Annotated in this window: 12 protein-coding genes; 7 read left to right on the top strand and 5 right to left on the bottom strand. The window is 67.6% G+C overall.

The genetic code is table 11. The annotated features are described in order from the left end of the window. The 4 genes from E3O18_RS02385 (at position 1) to E3O18_RS02370 (ending at position 2,397) form a co-directional block, all read left to right on the top strand. Positions 1–549: a DivIVA domain-containing protein gene (locus E3O18_RS02385; protein ID WP_134396268.1), complete on the top strand. Its 549-nt coding sequence runs from the start codon at positions 1–3 to the stop codon at positions 547–549. 140 nt (positions 550–689) lie between these two features. Next, positions 690–1,304: a lytic transglycosylase domain-containing protein gene (locus E3O18_RS02380; RefSeq protein ID WP_134396324.1), complete on the top strand. Its 615-nt coding sequence runs from the start codon at positions 690–692 to the stop codon at positions 1,302–1,304. Positions 1,305–1,343: 39 nt separating this feature from the next. Next, positions 1,344–1,640 carry a hypothetical protein gene (locus E3O18_RS02375; protein ID WP_134396267.1) on the top strand — a complete coding sequence of 99 codons (297 nt, stop codon included), beginning with the start codon at positions 1,344–1,346 and terminating at the stop codon, positions 1,638–1,640. 28 nt (positions 1,641–1,668) lie between these two features. Further along, positions 1,669–2,397 carry an alpha/beta hydrolase gene (locus E3O18_RS02370; RefSeq protein ID WP_134396266.1) on the top strand — a complete coding sequence of 243 codons (729 nt, stop codon included), beginning with the start codon at positions 1,669–1,671 and terminating at the stop codon, positions 2,395–2,397. A 12-nt stretch (positions 2,398–2,409) separates the two neighbouring features. On the opposite strand, the gene E3O18_RS02365 is transcribed toward E3O18_RS02370, so the two are convergent. Then, positions 2,410–3,459 carry an AI-2E family transporter gene (locus E3O18_RS02365; protein WP_134417375.1) on the bottom strand — a complete coding sequence of 350 codons (1,050 nt, stop codon included), beginning with the start codon at positions 3,457–3,459 and terminating at the stop codon, positions 2,410–2,412. A gap of 20 nt (positions 3,460–3,479) precedes the next feature. Continuing rightward, a complete protein-coding gene (locus E3O18_RS02360) occupies positions 3,480–5,102 on the bottom strand; it encodes a hypothetical protein (protein ID WP_134417374.1) in 1,623 nt (540 codons plus the stop codon). A 251-nt stretch (positions 5,103–5,353) separates the two neighbouring features. Between E3O18_RS02360 and E3O18_RS02355 the strand changes: the two genes are divergently transcribed. After that, a complete protein-coding gene (locus E3O18_RS02355; RefSeq protein WP_241978098.1) occupies positions 5,354–7,156 on the top strand; it encodes a hypothetical protein in 1,803 nt (600 codons plus the stop codon). Next, the gene (locus E3O18_RS02350) at positions 7,153–8,154 is read left to right on the top strand and encodes a tetratricopeptide repeat protein (protein WP_134396262.1); all 1,002 of its coding nucleotides are present in this window, start codon (positions 7,153–7,155) and stop codon (positions 8,152–8,154) included. Before E3O18_RS02355 ends, E3O18_RS02350 begins: the two co-directional genes overlap by 4 nt. A gap of 122 nt (positions 8,155–8,276) precedes the next feature. On the opposite strand, the gene glgB is transcribed toward E3O18_RS02350, so the two are convergent. Next, positions 8,277–10,667, bottom strand: a complete 2,391-nt coding sequence (gene glgB / locus E3O18_RS02345; protein ID WP_134417372.1) for a 1,4-alpha-glucan branching protein GlgB — start codon at positions 10,665–10,667, stop codon at positions 8,277–8,279. After that, a complete protein-coding gene (locus E3O18_RS02340; RefSeq protein ID WP_241973384.1) occupies positions 10,664–12,640 on the bottom strand; it encodes a maltotransferase domain-containing protein in 1,977 nt (658 codons plus the stop codon). The genes glgB and E3O18_RS02340 overlap by 4 nt, the downstream gene beginning before the upstream one ends. Positions 12,641–12,819: 179 nt before the next feature. On the opposite strand from E3O18_RS02340, the gene glgP reads away from it, so the two are divergent. After that, entirely contained in the window at positions 12,820–15,393 is a 2,574-nt protein-coding gene (gene glgP, locus E3O18_RS02335) for an alpha-glucan family phosphorylase (protein ID WP_134396260.1), read from the top strand. A 58-nt stretch (positions 15,394–15,451) separates the two neighbouring features. Here the strand turns inward: glgP and ybaK are convergent, their stop codons facing one another. After that, complete coding sequence (ybaK, locus tag E3O18_RS02330) at positions 15,452–15,946, bottom strand: Cys-tRNA(Pro) deacylase (protein ID WP_198410580.1); 495 nt, start codon at positions 15,944–15,946, stop codon at positions 15,452–15,454. Positions 15,947–15,978 lie beyond the last annotated feature (32 nt).

The following is a 15,978-nucleotide window of genomic DNA, read 5'->3' as shown; positions in this document are numbered from 1 at the left end:
GTGACCTCCACCTTCCCTCGGACCGGCAAGAAGACGCTCGGCTACAGCGCTCCGCAGGTGGAGGAGTTCCTCGCCGTCGCCCGAAAAGCGTATGACGCCACCGACGACAGCGTCGGGTTGACCGCCGAGGACATCCGTCACACCGCGTTCAGCATGCACAAGGGCGGATATTCGCCTACGCACGTGGATGCGGCCCTCGAGCGTCTCGAAGACGCTTTCGCGACCCGCGACCGGGACCGTGCGGCGCAGGCGCAGGGCACCGAGGCGTGGCTGGCCGAGGTGCATGACCTCGCTCAGGTGCTCGTGAACCGGCTCAGCCGGAAGGACGGACACCGCTTCCACCGGGTGAGCGTCCTCAGCGTCGGCTACAGCCGGGCGGATGTCGACCGGCTCTCCCACAAGCTCGTCCGGTACTTCGAAGACGGGCTCCCCATAACGGTGCAAGATGTGCGCTGTGCCGTCTTCCGGCCCCAGCACGGCGGTTACCGGGAAGCCCAGGTCGACGTTGTGCTGGACAGCGTCGTCGACGTGATCCTGGCCGTCCGTTGAGGTGCGTCGCGCGCCGTGTCGAGGTCAATCGGCACCGTTATCTGGCTGTTATGTCGGATTTCCGATAGGCTCGAAAAATCGTGGGTAGACATCTGAACATCATTGAGTCCGAACACGCCGTCAGGCCCGTCAAGGTCAGAATGAGAAGGTCCCGCCCGCGAGGGCGCATCCCCCTCGTCGCCTTCACCGCCGCAGCGGCGTTCGTACTCGTCACGGTCGTCGACCCGTATTCCGGCGCGACGGCCTCACCCTACTTCCAGGTTGCCGGTGACCGATTCAACGGTGAGGCAGCCCAGGAGATCCAGGTCACTGCCGCAGCCTCGAACACCTTCACGCGTGACAGTTTCACCGTCACCGAGAAACCCAAGCCCGTTCCCGTTCCCGTTCCCGTCGCCGCTCCCGTCGCGTCCCGGTCCGCGTCGAGTTCGGCTCCATCGGCGGCCGTTCCTGACCCCGGTTCCGCGCAGGCGATTGCCGCCGATGCGGTGGCCGCCCGCGGCTGGGGCGACGATCAGTTCAACTGTCTCGTGTCGCTCTGGAACAAGGAGTCCGGCTGGCGCGTCAATGCGGAGAACAGCTCCAGCGGTGCCTACGGAATCCCGCAGTCGCTGCCGGGCTCCAAGATGGCCACCGCCGGTGATGACTGGGCGACCAACCCCGCGACCCAGATCCAGTGGGGCCTCGGCTACATCTCGGGCCGCTACGGCACCCCCTGCGGCGCCTGGGCGCACTCCGGCGACGTCGGCTGGTACTAGCGCTCTGTGTTCGTCCAGGGTCGCACGTAGACTGGCTCAATGGCCCGCAGCAACCGACCCCGTGGCCGCAAGCCCGGTCCGGGAGCCGATGATGACGGCCTTGAGCGGATGCGTGCCGGCTGGCGACGCACGGAAACCCGCCGCGACGGCCTCTGGACGGTGCAACCCGTACCGGGGCCGCAAGCCGTGAAATCGTACCTCTGCCCCGGCTGCCACGGCGAGGTTGCCCCCGGCACCGCGCACGTGGTCGCCTGGCGCGGCGACGGCGTCATGGGTGAGGCATCCGACCTTGCCGCGAGGCGCCACTGGCACTCGCACTGCTGGAAGATCAAATAACCGCCCAAGCGGCACCAGGGGAGAAACCATGACGTCGAGTGTGGAAATTCGTGGCGGCGTCGAGCTGCCGGCCGTGCGCGAGCAGATCGAGCTGCACACCGCGGACGGCCTGACCCTGGTCGGCGAACTGGCCACGCCCGTGAGCCGGGCACCGGTGGCGACGCTGGTAACGCTGCATCCGCTGCCCACTCACGGCGGCTTCATGGACTCACACATCCTGCGTAAGGCGGCCGGGCGGCTGCCGGCCCTGGCCGACCTGGCGGTGTTGCGCTTCAATACGCGCGGCACGACGTCGCCGCGCGGCACGAGTGGCGGCAGCTTCGGCGACGGCCTCGATGAGCGCCTCGACGTTGCCGCCGCGATGGCGTTCGTCGCCGAGCGCGGGCTGCCCGATCCCTGGCTGCTCGGCTGGTCGTTCGGCACGGAACTCGCAATCAAGTACGGCCTGGAGCACCCGGTCCGGGGTGCCATTCTCCTGTCGCCGCCGCTGCACCGGGCGTCTGACGCCGAGCTGGCCGCCTGGGCCGGCCGGGACGCGAGGCTGGTGGCCGTCATCCCCGAGTTCGACGACTACCTCCGCCCCGAGGAGGCCCGGGAACGCTTCGCGAGCGTGCCGGACACCCGGCTCATTGCCGTGGAGGGCGGGAAGCACCTGTGGGTGGGGGAGAGTGCCACCCGCCGCGTACTCGACGAGATCGTCGCCGTGGTCAACCCGGCCGCCGCGCCTCTGCCCACGGAGTGGACTGCATCGGCCTAGTACCCGACCGTCCTAGAGCTCGTTCTGTCGGGGGATCACGACCTGCTTGATGATCATGATGGTTGCCGCGGCGACGGGGATGGCGATCAGCGCGCCGAGGATGCCGAGCAGACTGCCGCCCGCGAGAGCGGCGACCACGACGACGGCGCCGGGAACGGCCACGGCCCGGTTCATGATGTTGGGGCTGAGCAGATAAGCCTCCACCTGCATATAGATCAGGTAGTAGATCGCGGCGACCAACGCCGTGAACATCGAGCTGCCGATTCCGGGGATCAGGCAGGTCAGCACGATGATGATCGACCCGGAGATCGTGCCCACGAGGGGGATCAGCGAGAACAGGAACGCGATCAGCGCGAGCAGCGCCGGGAACGGCGCGCCGATGATCGACAGGAAGATGAAGCTGAGCACGCCGTTGCAGAGCGCCAGGGCTCCCTGGCCGATCACGAATCGGCCGACGGATGTCGTGATCTGCTCGCTGAGATCGGCGAACCGAGCCCGCTTCGAGGCCGGTACCAGCTGATACACGGCCTGCTTGATGCTGTTCAGCGATGCCGTGAAGTACAGCGTGAGGATCAGGATGATCAGGGCGCCGAAAAGGCCGCTGACGATGGCGAGGCCGGACTGGATGATCGTGCTCGTGATGTTGGTGATGTTGCCGCCGACGAAATCGGTGACCGACTCTGTGATTTTCGACAGCGGGAGAGCCGGAAACTGCTTCTGCACATCGGCGAGAAAGGTGGAGGTGTTGATGGACGTGACCAGGTCCGGGATGGCCTTGGAGAGCTTGGAGACCTGGTCGACGATGATCGGCACGACGGTGAAGATCACTCCGGTCAGAACCCCGATCACGGCGACGAGCACCGTGAGCATGGCTGCCCAGCGGGGAAACCTCTTCTTCTCGAGCCAGGAGACGGCCGGGTCGAGCCCGAGCGCGAGGAACAGTGCCGCACCGATGTAGGTGATGATCGTTTGCAGAGTGATCACCGACGTGATGATGAGCAGGCCGACGCCGACGCCGAGGGTGCCGATCAGTCCGACGCGAAAAGCATTCTGAATCTTCACTGATGTCCCCTCGGCTGGTGTCAGTGCTCGTCGTCGTCGTTGGCGGCGACCTTTTCCGCCTGCGTGAGCAGACCGCGCAGGCTCTCGAAGTAGCCGGCCACGGCGTCACGCTCAATCCTAATCTGGGACAGGCGCTCCTCCGCGTCGGCCACGAGCACGCGCGTGCGCAGTTCGGCATCGGTCACCAGCGCGGCGGCCCGCGTCTCGGCGTCTCGCACCAGACGTTCCACCGATTCCTCGGCAACCTTCTTCGATGCCCTGACCTCATCGCGGGCGGAGGCGTCCAGCTGGTCGTTCAATGCGCGCAGTTCGACCGTGCGCCGGTTCGTCTCGGCAAGCTGCTTGGTGGCATCCGCGACGAACTTCTGCGTCTGGGCCACCGCCTCCTGGTGGCGCTGCAGCTGGCCCTGCTCCGCTTCGTCTCGCCGGGCCTTCAGCTCGACGTCGAGGTCGGCCCTGGTCTGATCGATCTCGCGCTTGAGCTTGGCGGCTTCGTGCTCTCCCCGCTTGCGAGCGGCCGTCAGATGGTTCTCCAGGTCGATGCGCAGCTGCTCGCTTTCGGCGGTGAAGTCGGCGCGGGTCTGCTCATTGTCACGACCAAGGTCGGCGTGGGACTGCTCGATCTCGGCCGCGAGGCCGACGCGTGCCTTGTCGATCTCACGGCTGAGGTCGGCGCGCTGGCGTTCGAGGTCGCGGGCCAGGTCGGTCTGGGCCTGCTCGCTTTCGACGGACAAATCCGCGCGCTGCTGCAGCGTCTCCCGTTCGAGGTCGGTTCTCGCCTGCTCGATTTCGATTGCGAGAAGGTTGCGGGCCTGTTCGGTCTCGTGGGCGACATCGATGCGAGCCTGTTCGGTTTCCCGGACGAGGTCGATGCGGTGCTGATCCGTCTCGGCGGCGAGGTCGATGCGAGCCTGTTCGGTTTCCCGGGCCAGGTCGGCGCGTTGCTGGTCGAGTTCGTGGGCGACTTCGGCGCGGGTCAACTCGGTCTCGCTCGTGAGCCCGGCCGCGACCTCACGGGCCTCGGTCGCCTCCCGCTGCGCCACCACGCGAACCTCGGCGGCCTCGCGCTCCGCCTCTGAGCGGATCGCGGCCACTTCCCGCTTCACGGTTGCGCGCAGCTCGGCGGCCTCGGTGGCCACCGCTCCGCGGATGGCCGCCGCTTCGTGCACGGCGTCCTGGGTGAGCGTGGTGGAGTCCTCGTGGGCCCGGGCGAGTAAGTCGTCGGCTTCAGCGACGGCATCATTGAGGATGCGGCCGGCCTTGACCGCGGCATCCGACAGAGCCCGTTCGGCGTGCTCCTTGCCCTCGCGGAGCAGGGTCTGCACTTCGCTCGCTGCGGAGGCGCGCAGCCGTTCGGCGTCGATGTCCGCCTGGGCGATCACCCTCGTCGACTGCTCTTCCGCCACGCGCAGGGTGTTCTCGAGCTTGGTGCCGAGACCGGAGAACGTGGGGCTGCCGACCTCTTCGATTTCCGCGTTCAGATCGTCGATCTGGGTGGTGAGGCGTTTGATTTCCTTCTTCGCCTCGGTGCCCTGGGTATTCGCCTGAATCAGGTCGCGGCGCAGTCCCTGGATGGTCTTGTCGACTTCGTCGCGGTCGTAGCCGCGGAATACCTGGGTGAAGTCTGCTTCGTCGTTCGCCACGCTGTCTCCTCAAAATGGGGCTCTGACCCCCGTTTACGGACTGACAGAGGGAGCCTCCACAATTTTAGTCTGTTCAGACCGCACTGGTGCGTCCCAACCCGAGGGACTATTAGGTGCCTCTCAGGGGCAACCAGTATCGTAAGACGTCCTGTCTGTTGCTGATCGGGCCCGCATCCGGGTCCAACGTGCCCGTGTGCGCGATGAGCGGCCGGCGACACAGGAGGGTTGACGTGCGTTTTGTTCTTGCCATAGTGGCATTCGTCCTTGCTGCGGCGATGATTGTGCTCGGCATCGCCCAGCGGACCATTTTTCTCGATCCGGCCTCGGTGAGCCTGAGCGCATCCGTGGAGGACGCCCTCTTCGCGGTGGTCGAGTCCAGTGCGCTCAATGCGGTGCCGGGAAGCCAGACGATCACCGTCAGTGGTTCCGAAAAGGTTTTCCTGGCCTACGGGCGCACCGACGACGTCAAGGCGTGGCTCGGAGATGAACCGTACGTCGACATCCGCAAGGCCAAGGACACGGTCGCCCTCAGCAGCACGCTCATCGATCCGGCCACGGAGGCCGAATCGGCCACCGAGTCTGAGTCCGGCCCCGCGGCGCCGGCGGACCCCGCGGCTGAGCCGGAGACGGTCGCCAACCCGGCGGGCTCCGACCTGTGGCTGCAGGAGTTCACGGCTGAGAACACGCTGACCACCACCCTCAAGGTTCCCGACGGCATCTCCCTGATCGTGGCCTCCGACGGCACGGCCCCCGCGCCCACAGATGTCAGCCTGTCCTGGCCTACCGACAACTCCACTCCCTGGGCAGGCCCGCTGATCGTCGGCGGCGCTGCCGTCGGCCTGATCGGCTTGATCATCTACCTCCTGGCGCTCCTGCACCTGCGCCGCTCCCGCGGCCCCCGCCGCAATCTGCCCCGCGGACCACGGATGCCCCGGCTCCCGCGCGTGCCCCGTCCAAAGGCCATCAAGGCGAGCCAGATCAACCGATCCGGTAAATCGATCGCCCGGTCCATGGTCGCCGTGCCCGTGATCCTGGTCAGCGGTTTGGTGCTCAGCGGTTGCTCGGCCGATTTCTGGCCGGCCACGTCCTCTCCCGACGCTGCCGCCAGTGGGACGCCGACTCCGACCGACACCGCCGGCCCGGCCCAGGACGTGCCGCCGCCCGCCGTGACGGTGCCGCAACTCGAACGCATCGTGACCGATATCGCCTCGGTGACCGCGGATGCCGATGCGAGCCTCAACGCCGACACCCTCGCCACCCGGTTCACCGGCCCGGCATTGGAGAAGCGACTGGCGAACTACAAGATCCGCGGGGCCGACCCGGCCATCGCCGCGCTTCCGGCGCTGCCCACGTCGCCCCTCCGGCTCACGCTGCCGCAGCAGTCCTCCACCTGGCCGCGCGTCGTCATGACGGTCCTCCAGGACGAGGCTGACACCGCCGCCGCGCCGACGGCCCTCGTGCTGCGACAGGAGTCGCCGCGGGCCGACTACCTGGTCGAATACATGATTCAGCTTGAAGCGGCCGCCACGGTCCCCAAGGTCGCCCCGGCGACCATCGGCGCCCCGATCATTGCGCCCGACTCCACGTTCCTCCTGCTCTCACCCGACCAGGTCGCCGCGGCCTACGCCGACGTGCTCCAGCTGGGGGAGGCCAGCCCCTCCTACGCCCTGTTCGAGGCGGAGGGCGACAGCTTCCGCACCCAGGTCACCGAACTGAAGACCTCACGCCAGGCCGGCCTGCCCTCGACGGCGTCGATCGAATTCGGTGCGGCCGCCGGCACCGGGCGCACCGTGGCATTGGCGACCAACGACTCCGGCAGTATCGTCGCCGTGAGCCTGACCGAGACCGAGACGGTGAAACCGGTGGATGCCGGCGCGACCGTGAGCCCCGAGGGTGCCAGCAAGGCCCTCTCCGGCATTACCGCCACGGCCAAGGGCATCACCAGCACCTACGGCGACCAACTCCTGTTCCATGTTCCGGCCGCCGGTTCGAACGAAAAAATCGTCCTCCTTGGTTTTTCCCAGGGTCTGATCTCATCAACGGAGCTTCCATGAGTGTTGTCCCCCCGTCCCTGTCCGGCATGAACCTGCGTGGAGCCGTAGACCTGTCTACGCTGGTGAACCGTCCGGCGGCGCCGGCCGCGGGCGCACCGCCGGCGCCGGTGGGGCCAGGGGCGCCGGGCGCGCCCGGTACACCCGCGGTGGGTCCGGTCGCCGTACCCAGTCTCGTGCTCGAGGGCACGGATGCGAATTTCGGCGAGATACTGGAACTCTCGATGAGCGTTCCGGTCATCGTGGACCTCTGGGCCGAATGGTGTGAGCCGTGCAAGCAGCTCACGCCGATCCTGGAAAAGCTCGTCCTGGAATACGCCGGCCAGTTCGTGCTGGCCAAGGTCGACGTGGACTCGAACCCGCAGCTCACCCAGGCCTTCCAGGCGCAATCGATCCCGACCGTGGCCGCCGTGATCGGCGGTCAGCCGGTGCAGCTGTTCAGTGGCGCACTGCCTGAGGGCCAGGTGCGCGAGGTTCTGCACCGGGTCTTCGAGCTCGCGGCGCAGCACGGCGTCACCGCCATGGCCGCCGCCCCGGAGGCCGCCGGCGACGCCGAAGCGGAGGCGCCGGCCGCCGAAGAACCCGAGCTGCCGCCGCTGCACCAGGAGGCCTACGACGCCATCGAGCGCGGAGACTATGACGCGGCGATCGCCCTCTACAAGACGGCGCTGGCGCGGGACCCCCGGGACCAGATGGCCGTCGCCGGCCTGGCCCAGGTGAGCCTCCTGGCCCGGTTGCACGGCAAGACCATGGCCGATATCCGCTCCGCCGCGGCGGCCGCGCCCCACGACCTTCAGACGCAGCTCGCGGTCGCCGACCTCGACCTTTCCGGCGGTCACATCGAGGATGCCTTCGATCGGCTGCTCGCCCTCTTCCCCGCGCAGGAGCCGGCCGGCCGCAACCTGATCCGCGAGCGTATCCTGGAATTGTTCGAGGTCATCGGCCAGGACGACCCGCGGGTGCCGCCCACCCGCTCCCGCCTGACCGCGCTGCTGTACTAGACGGCATCGAACTCGTTCGGGATGGGGTCGCTCAGTCCCACGCTCTGCAGCAGCAAAAAATGGCCCCGTCGGCGTTTCCGACGGGGCCATTTGCGCGCTCTCGCGCACTGGGGCGAAGCGGGTCAGCGGTGTAGGCGCAGCCAGAGACCGGCCAGCGGGGGCAGGGTCACCACGGCGGATGCCGGGCGTCCGGCCCACGGCACGGCGAGCGCGGTCACGGCACCCAGGTTTCCGACCCCGGAGCCGCCGAAGTCCGCGGCATCCGTGTTCAGAATCTCCTCCCACACCCCGGCGAACGGCAGGCCGACCTGGTAACCGTTGTGCGGTGCCCCAGAGAAGTTGAACAGGCAGGCAATGGGGTTGCCGTCGGCGTCCCAGCGCAGGAACGAAACCACGTTCTGGGCGGCCGCGCCGCCCTCGAGCAGCTCGAAGCCGCTCGGGTCGTTGTCCTGGGCCCAAAGGCTCGGGTTCGACCGGTACACCCGGTTCAGCTGGCCGACAAGCGTGAACAGGCCGCGGTGAGCCGGCTGGTCGAGGGTCCACCAGTCCAGGCCGCGCTCCTCGCTCCACTCGGAGCGCTGCCCGAATTCCTGACCCATGAACAGAAGTTGCTTGCCGGGGTGCGCCCACATGAAGGCGAGATAGGCACGCACGTTGGCGAGCTGCTGCCAGGAGTCACCGGGCATCTTCGCGACCAGCGAGCCCTTGCCGTGCACGACCTCGTCGTGGCTGATCGGCAACAGGAAATTCTCGCTGAACGCGTAGACGAATGAGAACGTGATCTGGTTGTGGTGGTGCGCCCGATACATCGGGTCGATCTGCATGTACTCCAGCGTGTCGTGCATCCAGCCCATGTTCCATTTGAAACCGAACCCGAGACCACCGGCACTGGTCTGCGCCGTGACCCCACCCCAGTTGGTGGACTCCTCGGCGATCATGACCGTGCCGGGATTTCGCTTGTAGGCGGTGGCCGTGATCTCCTGCAACAGGCTGATCGCCTCGAGGTTCTCGTTGCCGCCGTGGATATTCGGCTCCCACTGGCCGTCCTCGCGGGAGTAGTCCAGGTAGAGCATCGAGGCCACGGCGTCGACCCGCAGCCCGTCGATGTGGAACTCCTCGAGCCAGTAGAGGGCGTTCGCGACCAGAAAGTTGCGAACCTGTTTCTGGCCGAAGTCGAAGACGTAGGTGCCCCAGTCCATCTGCTCGCCGCGGCGAGGGTCGGGGTGCTCGTACAGCGCTTCGCCGTCGAAGCGGGCCAGCGCAAAGTCGTCTTTCGGGAAGTGCCCGGGCACCCAGTCCATCAAGACGCCGATGCCGGCCCGGTGCAGCCGGTCGATCAGGTAGCGCAGGTCGTCGGGGTGGCCGAACCGGCTCGTCGGCGCGTAGTAGCCGCTGACCTGGTAGCCCCACGAGCCGCCGAACGGATGCTCGGTGAGTGGCATGAACTCCACGTGCGTGAACGCCAGTTCGTTCAGATAGTCGATCAGCTGGTCGGCGAGGTCGCGGTAGCTCAGCCCCGGACGCCACGACCCGACGTGCATCTCGTAGATGCTCATGGCCCGGTTGTGGGGGTCGGTGGCCGAACGGTCGGTGAGCCAGCCGGCATCCGCCCACTCGTAGCTGGTCTCACCGATGATGGAGGCCGTCTTGGGCGGGATCTCGGTGTAGCGGGCCATCGGGTCGGCCTTGCGCACCCAGTCGCCCGAGCGGGTCAGCAGCTCGAACTTGTAGTTGGAGCCGGCGGTCAGCCCAGGCACGAACAACTCCCAGACCCCGGTGCTGCCCATGTTGCGCATGGCGTGCAGCGTGCCGGTCCAGGCGTTGAAGTCGCCGATCACGCGGACGGCCCGGGCATGCGGGGCCCACACGGCGAAGGATGTTCCAGACGTGGTGCCCAGCGGGCCCGCGTTCGGCCGGTAGTGGGCGCCGAGAACATCCCACAGGCGTTCGTGGCGACCCTCGCCGAGAAGGTGCAGATCGAGCTCGCCGAGGGTGGGCAGGTAGCGATAGGGGTCGTCGACGATCCAGGTGGGGGCGTCGCTGTAGCGGGCCTCCAGCAGGTAGTCCTGAAGGCCGAGAGTGCTCACGCCCTGCCAGATACCGTGGCCCAGGTGCGCCAGCTCCACATGCGCGCCCGTGAGCAGCACGGCGAAGACCTCGGTCGCGAGCGGGCGGAGGGCACGGATGACGGTGAGCGGGTCCGCGATACCGGCCTGATCGATCAGGTGCTGGCCGAGGACCTCGTGCGGGTTGTAGTAGCTGCCCGTGGAGACGGCCTGGAGGACGTGGTCGGCGATGACCGGCAGCTCGAACGGCCCGGCGGAGTGCAGCGCTCCGGCAGGCTTCGGCACGCTCGCCTTCACGGCTCCCTGCGGCTGGGCGGCAACCGACTCGTCCAGGAACTTCTGGTCAGTGGTCCTTTTGTCAGTGGTCTTCTTGGCTGCGGTCTTCGTGTCTGCGGCCTTCGTGTCTTCGGCCTTTTTGGCCGCCGGACCTCCCTGTGCGTGCTTCATTGAGCTGGTCCTTTCACGTGCAGGATGTGCACCGGTTCGGTGAATGCGTCGAGGCGCACGAAGTTGTCGGCCGACCAGGTCCAGATGGCGCCGGTGATCAGGTCCTCGACCTCGAACACGGAGCCGTACGGCAGACCGAACCGGGCGACGTCGAGGTGCACGACGGTTTGGCGCACGGAGTGGGGGTCGACGTTGGCGACGATGATCAACGCATCCGAGTGCCCGCTGCCCGTGAACGGCGCGTCGAGGAATTTGCTGTAGACAAGGATCCCCTCGTCTTCGCTCTCGTGGAGATCGAGGTTGCGCAGCTGCCCGAGGGCCGGGTGCTCGGCGCGGATCCGGTTGAGAAGGGTGAGGTAGGGCGCCAGGGACGCGCCGGCCGCTTCGGCGCCCGCGAAGTCACGCGGCCGGTACTGGTACTTCTCGTTGTCGATGTTCTCCTCGGCGCCGGGCCGGGCCACGCACTCAAACAGGTCGAAGCCCGTGTACACGCCCCAGGTCGGCGCCGCGGTGGCCGCGAGGGCCGCCCGGATTTTAAACGCCGCCGGACCGCCGAACTGCAGATACTCGGAGAGGATGTCGGGCGTGTTCACGAACAGGTTCGGCCGCAGGAAGTCGGCGGTCTTGTGGGCAAGGCCATCGAAGAATTCCGCGAGTTCCTGCTTCGTGTTGCGCCAGGTGAAGTAGGTGTACGACTGCTGGAACCCCACCTTGCCCAGACCCTGCAGCAGGGCAGGCCGGGTGAAGGCCTCGGCGAGGAAGAAGACATCCGGGAATTCGGCGTTGATCTCAAAAATCAGCCACTCCCAGAAATCGAGCGGCTTCGTGTGCGGGTTGTCGACCCGGAAAATATTGACGCCCACTCCGATCCAGTACCGCACGATCCGCAGCACCTCAGCGCGGATACCCAGAGGGTCATTGTCGAAGTTGACCGGGTAGATGTCCTGATACTTCTTCGGCGGGTTCTCGGCGTAGGCGATGGACTCGTCGGGAAGCGTGGTGAACCACTCCGGGTGCTCGGTGACCCAGGGGTGGTCGGGCGACGCCTGCAGGGCCAGGTCGAGCGCGACCTCGAGGCCGTTCTCGCGAGCAACCGCAAGAAAGAACTGGAAGTCGGCGACGGTGCCGAGGTCCGGGTGGATGGCGTCGTGGCCGCCGTGCGCCGACCCGATCGCCCAGGGCGAGCCGGGGTCGTTCGGTCCGGCGTCGAGCGTGTTGTTGGGTCCCTTGCGGAAAGCCAGGCCGATCGGGTGGATCGGCGGCAGGTAGAGCACGTTGAATCCCATCGCGGCGACGGCCGGAAGCCGGTTGGCCGCGGTGCGGAAGGTGCCGCTCTGCCAGGAGCCGTCGGCGCGCTTCACGGCGCCCTCCGACCGAGGGAAGAACTCGTACCAGGAGCCGACGCCGGCCCGGGTGCGTTCGACCAGCACGGTCCGGGATTCCGAGACCGATTCGAGCCCGGCCATCGGGCGCACGGCGGCCGCGGCAGCCAGCTTCGGGCTGCTGAGCACTTCGAAGCGGGCGGCGACGGACTTGGCCGGGTCGACGAGGGACTTCGCGGCCGCGGTGAACGTGCGCCGCTCGTTCAGAGGGCGGGTCTTGACGGCGCTCTCACGGATGAGCAGCTCAGAGCCGATCAGGAACATGAGTTCCACATCGACCTCGGCGGGGATCTTCAGCGAGGCGTTGTGCCGCCAGGTGGCCCAGTCGTCGGCGTAGGCGCGCACGCGGTAGGTCCAGCGGCCCTGGGTTCCGAGGGTGACGAGGCTCTCCCAGCGGTCGGTTCCGGGGGAGTTCAGGGACATCGGATGCTGCGACTCGGTTCCATCGGGAGCGGTCAGCAGCAGCATGACGCCGATGAGGTCGTGCCCCTCCCTGAACGCGGTCGCGGCGAACGGAACCGCTTCGCCCACGAACGCCTTCGCGGGCCAAAGGTCGTCGTTTAATTGAGGGGACAGATCGAGGATCGGGATACGGCCGATCCGAGGTTCTGCCGGGACTGTCGTCTGGACTTCCTGAACCGCGCCGAGGGTTTCAGGAGCCGCACCTGTGCGTTTTACTGTCTTAGCCACCTACTGACCGTAGCGCGGATCGGGGGTGTATTGCTGCCTCTATTCACCCGCCGGACACGTCACGCACCTAGGCTGAGGATGTGAAAGCGATCCGCAAATTTACCGTCCGAACCGTGCTGCCCGAGTCGCTCGCCGCGCTCGACGAGCTTGCCGGCAACCTGCGCTGGTCCTGGCATGAGCCGACCCGCCAGTTGTTCGAGCACATCGCCCCCGAATTGTGGCGTGAGAGCGGTACCGACCCGGTCGCGTTGCTGGGGGCCGTCGACACGGCCCGCCTCGAAGCGCTCGCCCAGGACAACGACTACGTGGCGTGGGCGAACGCCACCCGCGACGAGCTGCGCGACTACCTCGAGAAGCCCCGCTGGTACCAGGGGCTCGAGGGCGACAAGCCGGCATCGATCGCCTATTTCTCCCCGGAGTTCGGCATCGCCGCCGCGTTGCCGCAGTACTCGGGCGGCCTCGGCATCCTCGCCGGCGACCACCTGAAGAGCGCCTCGGACCTTGGCGTGCCGCTGGTCGGTGTTGGCCTCTTCTACCGTGCCGGGTACTTCAGCCAGGCCATCTCACCCGACGGCTGGCAGCTGGAGAGCTACCCGCTGCTCGACCCCGACGGCCTGCCGCTGTCGGTGCTGCGCCGGGCCGACGGCTCGCCCGTGCAGGTCTCCCTCGCACTTCCCGACGACCGAACCCTGCACGCGCGGGTCTGGCAGGCGATGGTCGGCCGCATCCGGCTCTTGATGCTCGACACCGACATCCCCGAGAACACCGACGACCTGCGACTGGTCACCGACCGCCTGTACGGCGGCGGCGGCGAACACCGTCTGCTGCAGGAGCTGCTGCTCGGCATCGGCGGCGCGCGCGCCGTGAAGAAGTGGAGCAGCCTCAACGGCCAGGCCGACCCTGAGGTGTTCCACACCAACGAGGGTCACGCCGGTTTCCTCGGCCTCGAACGCATCTCCAGCCTGATCGGCGAGGGGCTCAGTTTCTCGGAGGCGCTGCAGGTGGCCCGGGCCGGAACGGTGTTCACGACCCACACGCCGGTCGCCGCCGGCATTGACCGGTTCGAGCGCAGCCTGGTGCGGCGCTACTTCGAGACCGACCTGCTTCCGGGCGTCGCCGTCGACGACCTCCTCGCCCTCGGCGCGGAGAACTTCGAGGATGGCAACCCGGACGTCTTCAACATGGCCCTGATGGGCCTGCGACTGGGGCAGCGCGCCAACGGCGTCTCGAAGCTGCACGGCGAGGTCAGCAGGGTGATGTTCAAGGGTCTATGGCCCGGTTTCGACGCCGACGACGTGCCGATCGCCTCGATCACGAACGGTGTGCACGCCCCCACCTGGACCGACCCGGCCCTTCTCGCGCTCGCGCAGAGCCGACTGGGCACCAGCGACACGTCCGCCGCCGATTGGGCGTCGCCCGCCGTGTCCGACACGGATCTGTGGCAGGTGCGCGGCCAGATGCGCCTGCAGTTCGTCGAGGACGCCCGCCGACGGATCGCCGCGGCCTGGGAGGGGCAGAACCCGGGCGGCATCGTGCCGTCCTGGATCGGGCGGGTCTTCGACCCGAACGTTCTCACGATCGGGTTCGCCCGCCGCGTGCCGACCTACAAGCGTCTGACCCTGATGCTGCACGACCCCGAGCGGTTGCGCGCGCTGCTGCTGCACTCCGAACACCCGATCCAAATCGTAATCGCGGGCAAATCGCATCCGGCCGACGAGGAGGGCAAGCGCCTGATCCAGAGGATCGTGCAGTTCGCGGCCGACCCGGCGCTGCGCACCAAGATCGCGTTCCTGCCCGACTACAACATCGGTATGGCCCAGCTGATGTACCCAGGCACGGATGTCTGGCTCAACAATCCGCTGCGCCCGCTCGAGGCGTGCGGCACGTCCGGCATGAAGGCGGCCCTGAACGGCGCCCTCAACCTGTCGATCCTCGACGGCTGGTGGCCGGAATACTACGACGGCAACAACGGTTGGGCGATCCCCACCGCAGACGCCGCCGGTGACGCGGCCGAACGTGACCGGCTCGAGGCGGACGCGCTGTACGAGCTGATCGAGCACCAGGTCGCACCGAAGTTCTACGACCGCAACGCCGACGGAGTGCCCGAACGCTGGGTCTCCTCGATTCGGCAGTCGCTCGCGAAGCTCTCACCGGAACTCAACGCCGGTCGGATGGTGCGCCAGTACGTGCAGGAGCTGTACCGGCCTGCCGGCACGGCCGAGGCCCGCCTGTCCGAGAACAACTACCGGGCCGCCCGGGAATTGGCCGCCTGGAAGGGGCGGATCGTCTCGGCCTGGCCCGGCGTAGCCGTGACCCACGTCGAATCCGGCGGCGTCGCCTCGGTGCCGCAGGTCGGCGACGAACTGCACCTCCGCGCACACGTGCAGCTGAACGGTCTTGCGCCCGAGGACGTCACCGTCGAGGTCGTCTACGGCAAGAGCCTCGCCAATGACGACCTGAGTGATGTCAGTACCCTGCCGCTCAATACGGAACCGTTCGGGACCGGTGCGACGGATGCCAGCTCGCCGACGCTCTTCACCGGCACGATAGAACTCGACCGTGGCGGCGCATTCGGCTACACCGTGCGGGTCGTGCCGCGCAACGAGCTCCTGGTGAGCCCCGCCGAGATGGGTCTGATCGCCGTCGCCGGCTAGCGCTGACCGGCCTCACGAAAAAGCACCTTCGTTCCGACGGGGGTGTTTTTTCGTGCGGTTACGGGCGTGCGATCGCCGCGAAGACCGCGGAGGCTGCCCGGGCCAGATCGGCCGGTGTCAGCTCGATGTCGAAGCCGCGGCGCCCGCCGGAGACGAAGACGGTGTCGAACGTCAGGGCGCTCGCGTCGACCACGGTCGTGAGCCGGCTCTTCTGACCGATCGGGCTGATGCCGCCCACCACGTAGCCGGTCTTGCGCTCGGCGAGCGACGGGTCTGCCATCACGGCTTTCTTTGCACCCACGGCGGTGGCCAGGGCCTTGAGGTCGAGCTGGCCGGTGACCGGCACGACGCCGACGACCAGCCGGCCGTCGACATCCGTCAGCAGGGTCTTGAACACCCGGCCGGCGGCGACGCCGAGTTTCTCCGCCGCTTCCAGGCCGAAACTCGTCGACGACGCCTCGTGCGGGTAGACGTGCGGGGTGAACGGGATGCCGGCGCGCACGAGCGCCACCGTCGCCGGAGTTCCGGCGCTTCCCTCCACCCGTTTGGCCACGGTCAGCGGCCCCCGGTCCGGTTGCCCATGCT

It is taken from the genome of Cryobacterium sp. TMT2-42-4 (assembly GCF_004402645.1).
GTDB lineage: Bacteria > Actinomycetota > Actinomycetes > Actinomycetales > Microbacteriaceae > Cryobacterium > Cryobacterium sandaracinum.
This window is presented reverse-complemented; position numbering and strand designations above follow the sequence as displayed.

Coding starts and splice junctions, on each gene's coding strand:
- E3O18_RS02380 (WP_134396324.1), top strand. CDS start 690: ATGAGAAGGTCCCGCCCGCGAGGGCGCATCCCCCTCGTCGCCTTCACC.
- E3O18_RS02375 (WP_134396267.1), top strand. CDS start 1,344: ATGGCCCGCAGCAACCGACCCCGTGGCCGCAAGCCCGGTCCGGGAGCC.
- E3O18_RS02370 (WP_134396266.1), top strand. CDS start 1,669: ATGACGTCGAGTGTGGAAATTCGTGGCGGCGTCGAGCTGCCGGCCGTG.
- E3O18_RS02350 (WP_134396262.1), top strand. CDS start 7,153: ATGAGTGTTGTCCCCCCGTCCCTGTCCGGCATGAACCTGCGTGGAGCC.
- glgB (WP_134417372.1), bottom strand. CDS start 10,667: ATGAAGCACGCACAGGGAGGTCCGGCGGCCAAAAAGGCCGAAGACACG.